Raw genomic sequence first — 14,708 nt, forward strand, 5'->3', positions numbered from 1 at the left:
ATTTACATTGGGAATTAAAATTTTTAAAGTTAAATTTCGTTAATTTTGAAAACGTTAATTCTAAAGAAAGCAGGAGTTTCTGCATCTGTTGTTTTTAGAATTTATGAAACCATAAATCATTAAACATGAAGCAGATCAAATTAAAAGTTCTTTTTTTACTGATAGTGATTTCCACCATTGGTGTATCCTCTTACGCTCAACGAGGTGTAAGAATTGGTTACATTGATACCGAATATATTCTTCAAAACGTCCCAGAATATCAACAAGCTACCTCACAATTAGACAAGAAAGTATTGCAATGGAAGCAAGAAATTGAAACCAAACTAAGTGAGATTGAACAAAAAAGAAAAGATCTGAGCAACGAGAAAGTGCTTTTAACTAAAGAATTGATTGAGGAACGAGAAGAAGACATAGCCTTTGAAGAGAAAGAGATCCTTGATTACCAACAAAAGCGTTTTGGTCCTAATGGTGATTTAATGATTCAAAAGAAGCAATTAATCCAACCCATACAAGATCAAATTTTTGCCGCTGTTCAAGATATGGCTGAAAAAAGAAAGTATGACTTTGTTTTTGACAAAGCCGCTGATGTAGTCATGCTCTATTCCGCAGATAGATTTGATTTTAGTGATGAAGTTATAAGAAGTATCACAAGAAGTAACAAGCGTCAACAAGCTACTTCAAGAGCTGAAAGAAAAGCCGCCGATGAAGAAGAGCTTTTACCTGAAATCAACGAAGAATTAGAAGCAAGAGAAAATGCTCAGGATCAAAGGAGAGATAGCATTATGAATGCTCGGGAACAAAGAAAACTAGAAATTCAACAGAGAAGAGATAGTATCATTGCGGCACGTGAAAAAGCGAGACAAGATAAAATTGATGCTCGTGAAGCTGAAAATACAGATGAATCTGACAACATTACGGAGGATACAGAAAGTAAAACACAAGCCAATGGAGAAGCTACAGAAACAAAAACAAGAGAGGAAATTCTAGAAGAAAGACGTCAAAAGAAACTAGAAGATAGAGAAAGAAGGAAGCAAGAACTTGAGGCTAGAAAACAAAGAATATTAGAAGAACGCCAAAAGGCGCAAGAACAAGAAGAGAGTCCGAAAGAGGACAATGAAGATAAATAACAATTTTAATTTATAACACACATTAATACTAGTAAAAATGAAACAATTGAAAACCATTTTATTTGCAACCGCACTATTTTTTGGAGCTATCAATTTCTCTCAGGCTCAAAGCAAAGTTGCTCATATCAACACTCAAAGTTTGATAGAAGCTATGCCTGATATGAAAAATGCCCAAAGTGAGTTGGATAAATTAGCAAAAACTTACGAAGCAGACATCCAAGCCTCTATTACTGAATACCAAAATAAGGCTAAGCAATATGAGGCAGAAGCTCAAACCAAGACTGATGAAGAGAACCAAAAGCGTTCTAATGAGCTTATGACTATGCAACAAAACATTCAGCAATATAGAGCAACTGCACAACAAGAAATGCAGAAAAAAGAAATTGACCTATTAAAGCCAATTACTGAAAAAGCCAAAGCTGCTATCTTGAAAGTTGCCAGAGCACAAGGTTTTGATTACGTTTTAGATTCAACTCAAGGTGGAGGTGTTATCATGGCCGACGGTAAAAACCTGTTAGATGACGTGAAAAAAGAATTGGGAATTTAATTATTTCCTTTCATAAAATAATTACAAAAGCTGCCTTCAACAAGGCAGCTTTTTTATTTTTGTAACAATGAGCACACAACCTATAGGTATTTTTGATTCTGGCGTGGGAGGCACTTCTATTTGGAAAGAAATACATGCCATGTTGCCCAACGAGAGCACTATTTACCTTGCTGACAGTAGATATGCTCCATATGGGAATAAAACCAAACAAGAGATTATTGACCTGAGTATTAAGAATACCAAGTTATTGCTTAATAAAGGAGCCAAACTCATTGTTGTGGCGTGTAATACAGCAACTACCAATGCGATAAAAGTACTGAGAAGTACATTTGATGTCCCCTTTATTGGAATCGAACCCGCCATTAAACCTGCCGCCTTAAATACTAAAACCAAAACAGTGGGCATCTTAGCCACTAAAGGCACTTTGGCAAGTGAACTTTTCAATCAAACTACTGATTTGTTTGCGCGAGGGATTAAAGTTTTGGAGCAGGATGGTGATGGTATTGTACCACTGATAGAACATGGGAAATTGGATTCCAAAGAAATGCATCAATTATTAAACACCTATTTAAAACCTATGATTGAGGCCGATATTGACTATTTAGTACTAGGATGCACCCACTACCCTTATCTCATTCCTCAGCTTTTGAAAATACTTCCAAAACACGTAAAAATCATTGATTCAGGAGAGGCTGTAGCCAAACAGACCAAGGCTATTCTTGAAAAAAATAACCTTCTCAACTCACTACCTACAAACCCAAAATTAGAATTTTATAGTAATTCTAACCCCGAGGTCATGAACCAGTTAATAGGGGACAAATTCAATGCCACATATCTGGACTTTTAGTCCTCTTTAAACCAACCAGAATATTTCACATAGTTGTTGGCTATCCTATCTATTTCACCTGATATTAATTCCTGACTGATATCCTTTACTTTTTTGGCTGGCACACCTGCATAAATACTGCCGGCTTCTACCCGTGTATTTTGAGTGACTACTGCTCCAGCGGCAACAATACTATTGCTCTCTACGACACAATTGTCCATGACAATGCTTCCCATACCTATTAAAACATTATCATGAATGGTACATCCATGAACAAGTGCATTGTGACCGATGGATACATTATTCCCAATTGTCGTAGGATGCTTTTGGTACGTACAATGAATGACGGCGCCATCCTGAACATTTACTTTGTCCCCCATTTTTATATAATGCACATCTCCACGTATCACCGCATTAAACCAAACACTACATTGTTTTCCCATACTCACCTCTCCAACAATGGTTGCATTCTCCGCCACATAACAATCGGCTCCTATTTCAGGAGATTTTCCATTCACTTCTTTTATTAAAGCCATAATTCTATTGAAAATAAGATAATAATCCAGATTTTTTTGAGGCAGAAACCATAATCTCTTGCCCATTACTCAGTACAACACTCCCCCCTTTCCCTTTCAGGTATTTGACAATTTCGTTAACATTGACAAGGTAGGATTTATGCACCCTTACAAAATTAGAAGCTTCCAAGGTTTCATCAAAGTACTTTAGGGTTTTACTAACCACTTTTTTCTTATGGTTTTTTAAATGGATTTCTGTGTAATTATCATCAGCTTTGCAAAAAAGAATGTCTGAAGTTTCAAGAACCTCAAAACCATCTTGTTGAGAAATGGTAATTTTTCCTATAACCCCTGGCTGCTTGGGAACCAATACCTGATCTTGAAGTGCATTTTCCTTTTCCTTTATATCGACAACATAATCGACTGCCTTAATCAACTCATCTATAGAAACCGGTTTCATTAAATAATAAGAAGCATGCGCATTTAGAGCTTCCATAGCATAATGATTATAGGCGGTCACAAATATGGTTTCAAAAGTTCTGTCTCCTACTTTTTCCAAAAGATCAAAAGCATTACCATAAGGCATCTCAACATCCAAAAACACTAAATCCAACTCATGGTTTCTAATTAATTCAAGACCTTCATTTATATTTGATGCTTCGCCCATTACCGAAACCTGCGGACAATACTTATCCAAATACTTTTTTAAAATATCTCTACTTGCTTGTTCGTCTTCAACGATAATTGCTCTTAAATTCATTTAATCTTTTTTTATGGTTACAACAACCTTAGTTCCCGTTTCTTCGCCCTTATTAATATCTTCTATTTGAACATCTACTTTGTCCTTGTACATATCATTCAAAATGACCACCCGCTTTTGTATATTACTCAGTCCTTTTGAATTATGTTTTTTTTGATTTTGAGTTTTTAAGGCCTTTGATCGTTCCCTCCCTATTCCATTATCTGAAATTGTGATGGCTATTTCATTCCTGTTGATATAAGAAATGTCTATTTGAAGCCATCCCTTTTCTTCTTTATACCTAAGCCCATGCCACACCGCATTTTCAATATAGGGCTGCAATAGCATGGGAGGGATTTGAAACTCATCTATCTTAATTTTCGGATCTACTTCAATGCTGTAATCAAACTTATCATGAAATCTGAAATGCTCTAATTTGGTATATAACTCTAACAATTCTATTTCCTTCTCTAATGGAATAAAGTCTTCTTCACTGTTTTCTAAAACGGCTCGCATAAGCGTAGAGAAATCAGACAAATACTTATTGGCAGTTCGCTCATCATTAGTGGCAATAAAACTATTGACTGAATTCAAGGCGTTAAAAATAAAATGCGGGTTCATCTGACTTCTAAGCGATTTTAAAGCCAATAAATTATTGGCTAATCTTTGTTGTTTTATATACTTATACATCAAATACGCCACAACAATTAATAAAGTCATCCCAAACACCAAGGAATAAATAACAATCTGTTGATTTCTGTTTCTTTCGGTAGTCAATTGATATTTACTTTCAGAAAGTTCCCTTTCACTCTCCAAACTCTTAATACGATTCTGCTGGTTGGCTATATCCCTGCTAAATTTAGCAGCCCTAACAATTTCCTGTTCTTTTTTCACATACAATTGTTCAACCAATTCAGTATAATCTTGATACGTCTTTAAGGCCTTTTCTGAATCTCCCGAACTATTATATACTTCTGAAAGCTTCCTAGTTGCATCCTTTTTCACAACCAAATCAGATTTAGTATCAGCTTGCTTAATACTTTTCTCTAGGTAGTTTATAGCACTGTCATAATCCTTCTGAAGGTAAAAAGCATTCCCTATCTTATAATTTTGTTTTTGTGGTGTATACGGACTGTCATTGTCGATTATAGAATCCCTTTCAACTTCCTTGATATCTTCCAACACTTCTTTGCGAAGCTCAATTTCCTCATCATAAGCTCGGTTACTCCCTTGAAAATCGGCGACTGTAACCTTTTCCTTTAAAGCCCTTTCTTTATTCTCCTTTGAAGCCAAATTTAAAGAGTTGTCATAATAATCTTCTGCAATCGTTATTTCGCCACTTTCATTATAACTATTGGCTATTTTGGAATTTAAATCAATTATTTTCGGCGTTATTAAATGTGCTTTTGCAACCTGAAGCCCCTTTTTATATACTGCAATTGCCTTTGAATAGTTTCTTGAATCCATATAAGCATCACCCAAACCTTCAAACAATAGGGTTTGTTGGTAACTAGACAATTGAGATTCATTTATAGACAAGAAAGTATTGATACTATTACCCAAATCCCTATTCAATTGATAAGCTCTCCCTAATTTAACCTTCACTTCTAAGGAAGACATATTTTGCAAACTAATGCGGTAATTAGACACTGCGAGATCATACTGCTTCCAATGCATATAAATATCGGCTATAAGCTCATATGCCCTAGCATTTTGTTCTTTTGAATTGCTTTCTGCTAAAGCATCTGTAGCAAATTGAAGCCCTTTTTCAACATCCAGCTTCAAATATTTTTTGGATGAATCCAAAAATCTTGAATATTGCTCGAATGATTTTCTTTGATTAGGTTTCCTGTTTAATTCAGGCTGTACTTCTACAATAATATCATCATCATTTAAAATAACGTAATAAACCGTTTGGAAATCGTCATGACTAATGACTAATTGATCGCCTTCCTTAGCTTTTATTTTGAATCTACCAGATTGGTTTGTAGTGGTTCGAGCGCCAGCTAAAATTTCGACCGTAACATCTTTGATGGCTTTTTTACTATCACTTTCCCTTACCTGCCCTTTAATTTCATACTGTTTGACCTCGTTCAAATCAGTTCTATTCTGAGCGAACCCATAGAAATTCATGAATGTAAAGAAGATGATAATATAATATGTTGCTTCACGCTTCATAAAAAAATAATATTATAGTAAACATACATACTTTTCATCTTATTCTAAAACCATTTATACTAAGTCTAAAGGACTTACAGGGTATTTTATAGGGTTTTACTCAAGCAGTATGCACATTAACTAATTGTAATGCCCCTCTGGCTCATTCTCCCTTTTTTATAAATTACTTTCAATTTACATTTCTGAAATCTTTTTTATTTATATCATGAAACAAATTCTGTTTATTCTAGTCACTTTGGCCCTCATGGGATGCAAAAGAAACAATCAAACAAAACAATTAGCTCAATCCGAGATTAGCCAAATGAAACCTTTGGTCGAGAAACCAACAATTCACGTCGCTCTTCTTTTGGATACCAGCAATAGTATGGATGGTTTAATAGATCAAGCAAAAGCTCAACTTTGGTCTATGGTAAATGAATTATCTCAGGCAAAATTCAAGGATTTAAAACCCAGCCTAAAAATCGCTATTTATGAGTATGGCAATGACCAATTAGATGTAAAAAATGGTTACATAAGACAAGTGATGCCTTTTAATTCCGATCTGGATGATATTTCAAATAACCTATTTTCCCTCACCACTAATGGAGGTAATGAATTTTGTGGTCAAGTCATCTCAACATCAACTAGGGAACTTGGTTGGGGTAAAGAATATAATGATCTTAATTTAATATTTATTGCAGGAAATGAACCTTTTACACAGGGACCAATTCCATTTCAACAGGCAAGTTTAAATGCTAAAGAGAAAGAAATAACCATCAATACCATTTATTGTGGAGACTATCAGGAGGGTATTAATAGTTATTGGGAAGAAGGGGCAAATTTAACTCATGGCACCTATATGGCCATAAATCAAAATAATGAAACTCATTATGCATCAACCCCATTTGATGATGACATTTTAAAATTAAATGAAAAACTTAATGAGACCTATATCACCTATGGACAAAAAGGACAAGAAAAAAAACTAATGCAACATGAACAAGATGACAAAGCTGCTTCAATGGGTAAAACTAATGCAGTCACAAGAAGTATTAGTAAAAGCTCTTATTTATATGACAATTCAACATGGGACTTAGTTGATGCCATTAAGAATCAAACTATCGATCTCCAAAATTTAAACAAGGAGCACTTACCAAAAGAATTAAAAACAAAGTCAAAAACTGAAATTGAAACATACTTGAATGAAAAAGCTGAAGAGAGAGCACAGATAAACAAGGAAATTCAGTCAATCAATCAAAAAAGAATGGAATACCTTAAATCACATCAAAAAGAAAACACAACCGAATTACAATCTGCGATGATTAATAGTATAAAAAAGCAGGCTGCACTTAAGAATTACGAGTGGGAGAATAATCAATAAAAAAAGAGCCTTGAAATTTTCAAGGCTCTTTTTTTATTTAGTTAATCGCTGGACAGTTACAATGGTAACGCTCTCTACGACAATTGAAATTAAATCCTAATGTGATTTGGTGAAAACCACCATTGTTGAACACTACAGAATTTGCTTGATACGAATAATTGTAAGCAAACATAAACTGATTGAAGTTGATACCTAAAATCGGAGTAATGTATTGAAGCTTTTGACTACTTACACCTGTTCCATCTTGAAATTCAGCACCGTCCAAACTTCTTCTATATGATAAACCTCCCCAAACTTTACCAAATTCCATTTCTTTGTAAGCCTTCATATTAATATCTATAGAAGATTCTTTGGTTCCGTCTTTATACATAAACATAAGTGATGGCTCAAAACTCCACTCACTACCATATTTAGCTAAAATAGTACCAGCACTTACCAAGAATTGTCTTGGATTATCATAAGCAAAAATTCCATTTTCATTAGAATTGATACCATCATTTCTCAAGATATTTCTAGCAGTAGCATGAATGTAATGTTCATCAAAGTGGTAAGAAAACCCAAAATCAATATTGAAATTGGTTGCACTTTGATCCACACCAGAAATAATTCTATCAGGATGGCTAATCAAATCATTTTGAAAAGCAGATTCATTCAAACGGTATTGTATAAATCCTGCACTTAAACCGAACGATAACATACTTAAATCCAATTCACTTCTAGAGAATTGAATATGGTAAGCATACGTTAAATATCCTCCTGTTTGAGAGTGGTACCCGTTTTCATCTGTATAAAATATAGCCCCTAGTGCAGAAGGTGACTCCCCTAATCTACTATTGGCACTTACCGTCAAAAGTTTAGGCGCATCTTCATGACCAAACCATTGCTGTCTCCCGGTAACCCTAACTTTTGCACAGTTAGCAACCCCCGCCATAGAAGGATGTATTAAATAATAATTATCAGTTAAATAATCAGAGTAAATAGGTAGACCTTCTTGGGCATTGGTACTATAATATGTAATAAAAGTCGTTACTGCTACTAATAAAAGTTTCTTAATATTCATAGGTTTATCGTTTCAAGGTAAAATGCTCTTTCAAGATCTTTGTTTCCCCGTTGCTTTCTCCCGGTTCGGTATACTCGACCGTGAACCAGTAGTCGCTCGATGGCATCAGCTCCCCGTTGTAGGTACCGTCCCATCCCTCGCCAGTGGGGCTCAATTGCTTGAGCAGCTTTCCATAGCGGTCAAATATATAAATTTTAGCGTTAACTTGGGTGTTAATATTGTAAATCTGCCAAGTGTCGTTGTCCCCGTCCCCATTGGGGGTAAAGAACAATGGGTAGTCCATTACCGTCACCGTATCACTGCCGATACCGCAACCGTTGATATCCCTTACCTGTACCAGGTGTTCCCCGAAGGACAGGTTCTCAAACACATAACTGCCGTCATTGGGCTCGTTGCTTACCCATGGACCATTGTCTATGCTGAACTCAAACACCGCATCGGTTGCTCCCGTGGCCGTTACCGTTACCACGTGGTTGTCTGCAAAGGCCTGGGTAGTTACCGTGGCCTGTACCATCGGTGGAGAGCTCAGGATCACCTCGGCACTCATGGCGCTGCTGCAGCCGTTGTCCACATCGGTCACCACCACCGTATAGGTGCCGGCTACCGTTGGCATGTAGCTGGAATCCGTGCCAAGTACCACCGCAGGGTCCGTGGCCTCGCTCCATTCAAAGCTGTAGGCCGAAGCATCAAGTCCCGTGTCCATCAGTGGAGAGCCCACGACCTCCGTCCCGTTGGTGTCCGTACACAGTACGTACACATCCTCCAGAACAAAGGAAGGAATAGGCGCCACCTGAAGTTCCAGGGTGGTGATGTCGTAGCAGATGCTATCCGGTGTTGTATCGTTGTCAACGCGCACCCAGACGGTCTGCGGGTTGCTCAGGTTCATATAGGAGGTCGGGTTGGCGATGGCGTTGTCCATGGCCAGGGCGTCTGCCTCGGTCTCATAGTAACTTACCGTGAAGTTCGCCGGGTCCTGACCGTCAAGTACCGTGGCGTTCTGCGTGCTCAGGTCAAAGGCCACCGAGTCGTCCGTTGGGTCACCGTCAAACTCCATGTTGTCATCGCACAGTACAAAAGGCTCCGGCGTGTTGGCCTCGGCAGCTTCCTGTACCTCCACAAAGAAACTGATCGTGGCGATGTCACAGCGGGTCTCCAGGTCCATGATGTTCACGAAGATCTCCTGTGGGTTCACCGTGTTGGTGAAGGCCCAGGGACTGGCAATGCCGCCCGTGGCGTTCTGTGCCCCGGACAAGCTTGTGTAATAGGTCACTCCATAGGATGACGGATCCTGTCCGTTCAGTATGGTGGCATCCTGTTGTGTCAGGTCAAAGGTATAGACACCGTCGGTGTTCAGTTCACAGGCGATCAGGTCTTCAAGCTCCGCCGATGCATCGGGAAGCGGGTTGACCACTACCTGGAAGCTGGTCACGTTGTAACAGCCCGTTTGGTCGTTGGTGACCCTTACCCATACGGTCTGTGGGGTCTGGGTGTTCACAAAGGCCGTGGCATCTGCTATGGATGTGTCCCCTTCCTCTGCACCTTCTTCCGTGGTATGGTAGGTAGCCGTTAGGCCAGTCTCTCCCGGAAGGATGATACTGTCCTCCATGACCGTTAGGTCAAAGCTCTCGGACAGGTCTCCCGTATCGGTATCGTCACAGGCCACAAGATCCTGAAGGTTCTCTGCAGGGGTCGGTGTCGGCAATGGCGATACCTCAAGGGTCAATGTCGAATAGGCATAGCAACCGGTATCCTGGTCGGTCACCTTCACATAGATGGTCTGCGGGTTGTGCGGCTGTCCACCTATCGATGTGTTGGTATAGGATGTATAGTCTGCTATCGGGTTGTCATTGTCACGGTCTATGGCCGTCTCGTAGTAGTCCACGCTCCAGGAGGGTGTCCCACTGGTAATGATCCCGTCCTGATCGGTCAGGTCAAAGGCTGCATAGCCGTCGTTGTCGTCGTTGTCGTCACAGATGCTCAGCTGCAGTGCCTCTTGGGTCTGTGCCGGGGTAGGAAGCGGATTCACGATCAGCTCCAGGGTCGTGGTACGGAAACACAAAGTGGCATTGTCCTCCACACGAACCCCTAGGGTCTGTGGTGTAAACTGGTTGGTATAGGCGGTAGGGACCGCTATGTAACTGGGGGCAGATGGCCCTATCTCGGCATCGGCCACTTCGGTGTAATAGGTCACCGTGTACAGTGTCGGGTCCAGCCCGTTCAATATCTCTGTGTTGGCCTGGGTCAGGTCAAACTGTGTCATCCCATCGGCAACGGCATCGTCGCACAGTTCCAATGGTGATGGATCGGCAATCTCTGGTGTTGGCTGCACGATCAGTTGCAGCTCCACAATGGTAGGACAATCGGTATCCACACCGGCATAGTCCACTCTTACGTAGATCACCTGCCCAAGGACGTTGGACAACGGACTGCTCTGTGGCAGCACATCGTCCACTGCGTTCTGGTAGGTCAGGTGGAAGGTAACATCTAAACTGGTATCGCCTCCTGTAATTTCTTCTATGGTGCTGTCCAGGTCAAACTCGCCCAGGTCATCGTTGTCAGGGTCACAGTAAGTAAGCGCCTGTGGGATGTTGGCCGCTGGTGCACCCACTACCTGAAGGGTCAGGGTCGTGGTGGTATGGCAGCCGGTGTTCACGCTCTCTACCCTTACGTAAACGACTTCACCGTCTGTACCCACATAGGCATCTGCGGATGGGGCCACCTCTGGTGTACCGGCATCGGCATCGGCCTGGCTGGCATGGTAACTCACCACATAGTTCGGGTTGTTGCCCGTGATGGGACCGTCCATTTGGGTCAGGTCCATCTCCACAACACCGTCGGGGGTGTTGTCGTCACAAACGATCAGTTCTGCCGGGTCCTGTGCCAGGGTCGGAAGCGGGTGTACGGTTACTGTATTGGTCGTCGTGTCCGGACAGGTACCGTTGGTGGTATACACCACCTCATAGGTCGCTCCAGGGGCTCCACCGGTGATGGTTCCCGTAGCTGCATCAATCACGGCATCTGTTGGTTGTGGGTCTGTAAAGGCATAGGTCCCTCCCGGGGTTACGGCTTCAGTTGTAGCGCCGTCACAGGTTGGGGTAAGCGTAAAGCTTGGGTCGTCGGTCACTATCACTGTGACATCCAAGGTCGTTGGCTCACTGCATACGTTCTCAAAGGCATAGGTGACCGTATAGGTCGCGCCTGAAAGCCCGCCAATGATCTCTCCCGTGGCAGGGTCGATGCTGGCACCGTCTCCTAGGTCTACCATGCTAAAGGTCCCGTCCACATCGCCCAATATGGTAGCGGTCGCTCCGCTACAGTTGGGGGTCATCTCAAAGGTGGTGTCCTCGGAGAAAGGTACGGTTACCGTCAGGGTCAAAAAGTCCGGGCAGGTACCGCTGGTGGTATAGGTCACGTCATAGACTGCCTCGGATGGACCGCCGGTGATCTCACCGGTATCCGGGTTGATCGTACCGCCAACGCCGTTGACGTCCACCATGGTAAAGGTTCCGCCAGGGGTACCTGTTACCTCGGCTGTGGCACCGTCACAGGTTGGGGTCAGGGTGAAGCTCGGGTCGTCTATGTCGATCACGTTGAAGGTCACTTCAGAGGAAGCGCTACATTCGTTGTCAAGGGCGTATATGATGGTGATCTCCTCGGATGGGGAGGCTCCGGTCACTTCTCCGGTAGTTGGGTCAATCACCGCAACCGGTGGCTGGGGATCAGCAAAACTGAAGGTCCCGCCAGGTTCGCCGGTAAGGGTCACCACCGCTCCGTCACAGGTAGGGTCTACCGTAAAGCTCGTGTCGGCAAATGGCTCGATGATCAAAAAGAATACTGGGTCGGGGCTCACCGTAACACATGTGGTATTAGGATTGTCAAGTTCTACCCTTACCCAGATAGGCTGCGGGGATGAAGTCACCGTGTAAGGGCTATCCAAAGAACCTGTTCCTGAATCGGCAGCAGCAAAACTGTCATAATAGGTCACTATAAAATCACCTTCAGGCTGTGTACCCAAGATACCCAAGGTCTGCGTCTCAAGATCGAAATCCGCAATGCCGTCATTTGAAGGATCATCACATTGGATCATATCTTCAACTGGGTTGATGATTGGTTCTTGAATCACGTTTAATGTGAAACTTGCTATTTCATAACAATCTGCAAGAGGATAATCTACTCTCACCCATATTACTTCGCCATCTGTTCCGGAATAGGCATCGGCAGGATCAATAATTCCAGCGTCTGCATTGGCATCTGCTTCAGAATTATGGTAAGAAACTTCTAATTCATCTGCGTCTTCCATACCCAATAAAACCACCTCATTATTTTGAGTCAAATCAAAAATATATGGCGGGTTAGGTTGTCCACATATGAACAAATTATCAGCTTGATCTATTGGTGTTGGAGTTGGATAAAACTCAATAAAAATCTCATCAGAAGTTTGACAGTTTTCAGTTAAGTATAAGTCATAAGAATATGTCCCTTCTTGATTAATAGTAATAACTGAATTGGATTCACCCTCAATAACTTCACCATCAAAATACCAAACATGGCTACCATCTCCCGCAGGGATTCCTGTATCTAAAGTTACATCAACACCCTCACAAACAGTATTATCGGTCACGATCAATAGATCCTCTCCAAGATCTCCTCCTAAGTCAAAACTTCCACCTTCTAAAAATACTGCTGAATTTAAAATACTGTCATTCCTATCTGCAACAACTAATTTTATTTTGTATACATTATAAGGTTCTACCTCAGAAAAGGCCACCATTGGAACCGTTTGCCCCCTATAATTAATGGCCGCAGTTGTAGGGTCTAAACCATTTGGTGTACCATAAAATTTATCGAAATATTCTGGATTAACAGAAGCACAACCTCCATTATAGGTATCATCTCTTACTGTAATAACAGAAACAGGATCTGTAGTACCAGGCACGATAGCTAAATTAGTTGTAACGCCTGTTGACATATCTGTCAAGAAAAAAGCAAACGCATCAGAGAAACTACACTGATAGGTTCCATACTCTTCCGAAGCAAATAAAAAGTTAAAACTAATTTGATTTGCTACTGGAATAAAATCAAATTCTAGATACGTGGCATCATTGTAGCTATTCAATCCCGGGTCAATCCCTAAATCCTGCATATAATCAAACAATTGGGCATCACCTGGCCATCCTCCAGTACTATTGTTTCCTTGCGAAGGTCCTTCAGCATCTTGAGCATTTCCTGACGACAAAAGAACTCCGTCTTGAAATGGAAAACCAGAGGCACTTTTATTGAAATATGCTATTCCGTTTGGTCCTTGAAATGTTAAGTTTTCAATCGAGGCACAACCTCCACTAATCAATACATCCTGAACCAATTCTTCCTCTGTATAGCTGGTGGTGTCCACTACCAAGTAAGGAGCTAAAGCATGCACCTCTATAGATGTTGTATTTGAACATCCTGTTGGGTTTGTATCCTCTACTGTAAGTGTAACGGTATAAACTCCTGCGTTATTAAACACTTGGGACACATTAGTACCAGAGCCACTTGCAAAGTTTCCAAAATTCCAGAAATAAGTTGCCCCAGTGCCATCTTCCGAAAAATTGGCTGTTCCAACAAAATCAACAGTACCTCCTGCAGGGATTTCAACGATACCATCCGCATTAACAGCTGGATTTGTGCTTTCTATAATAGCCTCGATATCTTGACATGCTGTACCACATATAATATCTGCTGCCCATCCAGGACCGTTTGAAGTGTCTGTTCCACTACTTACAAATTCAAAAGTTAAACACCCAGAAGTATTACTATCTGAAGCTGTTACGGTACCCGGACTGTTGAATCCTCCACCAGCATACTGCCCGATTAAAGGTGCGGTAGTATCATCACCATCATATATATATAGGTAATCTGTATTTAATTGTGTAGAAAAAGAGGTGAAATCTGCTTGGATAAAATCGCCTCCATCCGGACAAATAGTTAAGACATAATTTTCATTATTTGTATAGGTTCCATCAGGTCCTCCAGAATCATAGAAGGTACCTGAACATTGGTTCACAGTTCCATTCTGCATCAAAATGTCTTGAGAATATCCTGAAAACGAAAGCAATACAGTTGTGAATAACAATATAATTTTTCTCATACCAATTTTTTAGTAGAGGCCATAACTATCCTGTTGGGAAAAAACAATCAAAAGAACCTCAGAAATTAAAGCGCGAAATTTAATGAAATTTATGTGAAACGTTAATATTTTTTAACAAAAACCTTAATTAATCGTTAAAATGTAAGGACACTACTTCATCTAACACATAACACTATCAATTCCTTAACAAAAAAGCATTCTCAACTTTTAACTTTTAGTAAATTTGCAC

General features: G+C 40.7%; 9 protein-coding genes. 4 read left to right on the top strand and 5 right to left on the bottom strand.

Going from position 1 to position 14,708, the window contains the following annotated elements; translation table 11 throughout:
* Nucleotides 1–125 precede the first annotated feature (125 nt).
* The 3 genes from LOK78_RS07940 to murI all read left to right on the top strand — a co-directional run bounded on the left by LOK78_RS07940 (nt 126) and on the right by murI (nt 2,521).
* Nucleotides 126–1,127: an OmpH family outer membrane protein gene (locus tag LOK78_RS07940; RefSeq protein WP_237692837.1), complete on the top strand. Its 1,002-nt coding sequence runs from the start codon at nt 126–128 to the stop codon at nt 1,125–1,127.
* 37 nt (nt 1,128–1,164) lie between these two features.
* On the top strand, nt 1,165–1,674 hold the full coding sequence (locus LOK78_RS07945; RefSeq protein ID WP_053969858.1) for an OmpH/Skp family outer membrane protein: 510 nt from the start codon (nt 1,165–1,167) through the stop codon (nt 1,672–1,674).
* 67 nt (nt 1,675–1,741) lie between these two features.
* Entirely contained in the window at nt 1,742–2,521 is a 780-nt protein-coding gene (murI, locus tag LOK78_RS07950; protein WP_232634529.1) for a glutamate racemase, read from the top strand.
* Here the strand turns inward: murI and LOK78_RS07955 are convergent.
* From LOK78_RS07955 to LOK78_RS07965, 3 genes are read right to left on the bottom strand one after another with little or no spacing between them, the layout of a single operon-like run.
* A complete protein-coding gene (locus tag LOK78_RS07955; protein WP_232634530.1) occupies nt 2,518–3,036 on the bottom strand; it encodes a gamma carbonic anhydrase family protein in 519 nt (172 codons plus the stop codon). The two genes, murI and LOK78_RS07955, sit on opposite strands and share 4 nt — an antisense overlap.
* A gap of 4 nt (nt 3,037–3,040) precedes the next feature.
* Nucleotides 3,041–3,775, bottom strand: a complete 735-nt coding sequence (locus LOK78_RS07960) for a LytR/AlgR family response regulator transcription factor (RefSeq protein WP_232634531.1) — start codon at nt 3,773–3,775, stop codon at nt 3,041–3,043.
* On the bottom strand, nt 3,776–5,932 hold the full coding sequence (locus LOK78_RS07965; RefSeq protein ID WP_232634532.1) for a tetratricopeptide repeat-containing sensor histidine kinase: 2,157 nt from the start codon (nt 5,930–5,932) through the stop codon (nt 3,776–3,778).
* Between the two features lie 205 nt (nt 5,933–6,137).
* On the opposite strand from LOK78_RS07965, the gene LOK78_RS07970 reads away from it, so the two are divergent.
* A complete protein-coding gene (locus LOK78_RS07970) occupies nt 6,138–7,292 on the top strand; it encodes a vWA domain-containing protein (protein ID WP_232634533.1) in 1,155 nt (384 codons plus the stop codon).
* Between the two features lie 37 nt (nt 7,293–7,329).
* Here the strand turns inward: LOK78_RS07970 and LOK78_RS07975 are convergent, their stop codons facing one another.
* Together LOK78_RS07975 and LOK78_RS07980 are read right to left on the bottom strand one after the other, a co-directional pair.
* Nucleotides 7,330–8,352 (bottom strand): PorP/SprF family type IX secretion system membrane protein, encoded by a 1,023-nt coding sequence (locus LOK78_RS07975; protein WP_232634534.1) that lies wholly within the window; start codon nt 8,350–8,352, stop codon nt 7,330–7,332.
* Between the two features lie 4 nt (nt 8,353–8,356).
* The gene (locus tag LOK78_RS07980) at nt 8,357–14,479 is read right to left on the bottom strand and encodes an FIDD domain-containing protein (RefSeq protein WP_232634535.1); all 6,123 of its coding nucleotides are present in this window, start codon (nt 14,477–14,479) and stop codon (nt 8,357–8,359) included.
* Between the last annotated feature and the right edge of the window lie 229 nt (nt 14,480–14,708).

Origin of the sequence: Mangrovimonas futianensis, from assembly GCF_021245805.1 — a bacterium.
GTDB classification, from domain to species: Bacteria; Bacteroidota; Bacteroidia; order Flavobacteriales; family Flavobacteriaceae; genus Mangrovimonas; species Mangrovimonas futianensis.

Bases quoted from the DNA above. Each gene is read 5' to 3' on its own strand.
- LOK78_RS07960 (WP_232634531.1), bottom strand. From the start codon at position 3,775: ATGAATTTAAGAGCAATTATCGTTGAAGACGAACAAGCAAGTAGAGAT.
- LOK78_RS07965 (WP_232634532.1), bottom strand. From the start codon at position 5,932: ATGAAGCGTGAAGCAACATATTATATTATCATCTTCTTTACATTCATG.
- murI (WP_232634529.1), top strand. From the start codon at position 1,742: ATGAGCACACAACCTATAGGTATTTTTGATTCTGGCGTGGGAGGCACT.
- LOK78_RS07980 (WP_232634535.1), bottom strand. From the start codon at position 14,479: ATGAGAAAAATTATATTGTTATTCACAACTGTATTGCTTTCGTTTTCA.
- LOK78_RS07955 (WP_232634530.1), bottom strand. From the start codon at position 3,036: ATGGCTTTAATAAAAGAAGTGAATGGAAAATCTCCTGAAATAGGAGCC.
- LOK78_RS07970 (WP_232634533.1), top strand. From the start codon at position 6,138: ATGAAACAAATTCTGTTTATTCTAGTCACTTTGGCCCTCATGGGATGC.
- LOK78_RS07940 (WP_237692837.1), top strand. From the start codon at position 126: ATGAAGCAGATCAAATTAAAAGTTCTTTTTTTACTGATAGTGATTTCC.
- LOK78_RS07975 (WP_232634534.1), bottom strand. From the start codon at position 8,352: ATGAATATTAAGAAACTTTTATTAGTAGCAGTAACGACTTTTATTACA.
- LOK78_RS07945 (WP_053969858.1), top strand. From the start codon at position 1,165: ATGAAACAATTGAAAACCATTTTATTTGCAACCGCACTATTTTTTGGA.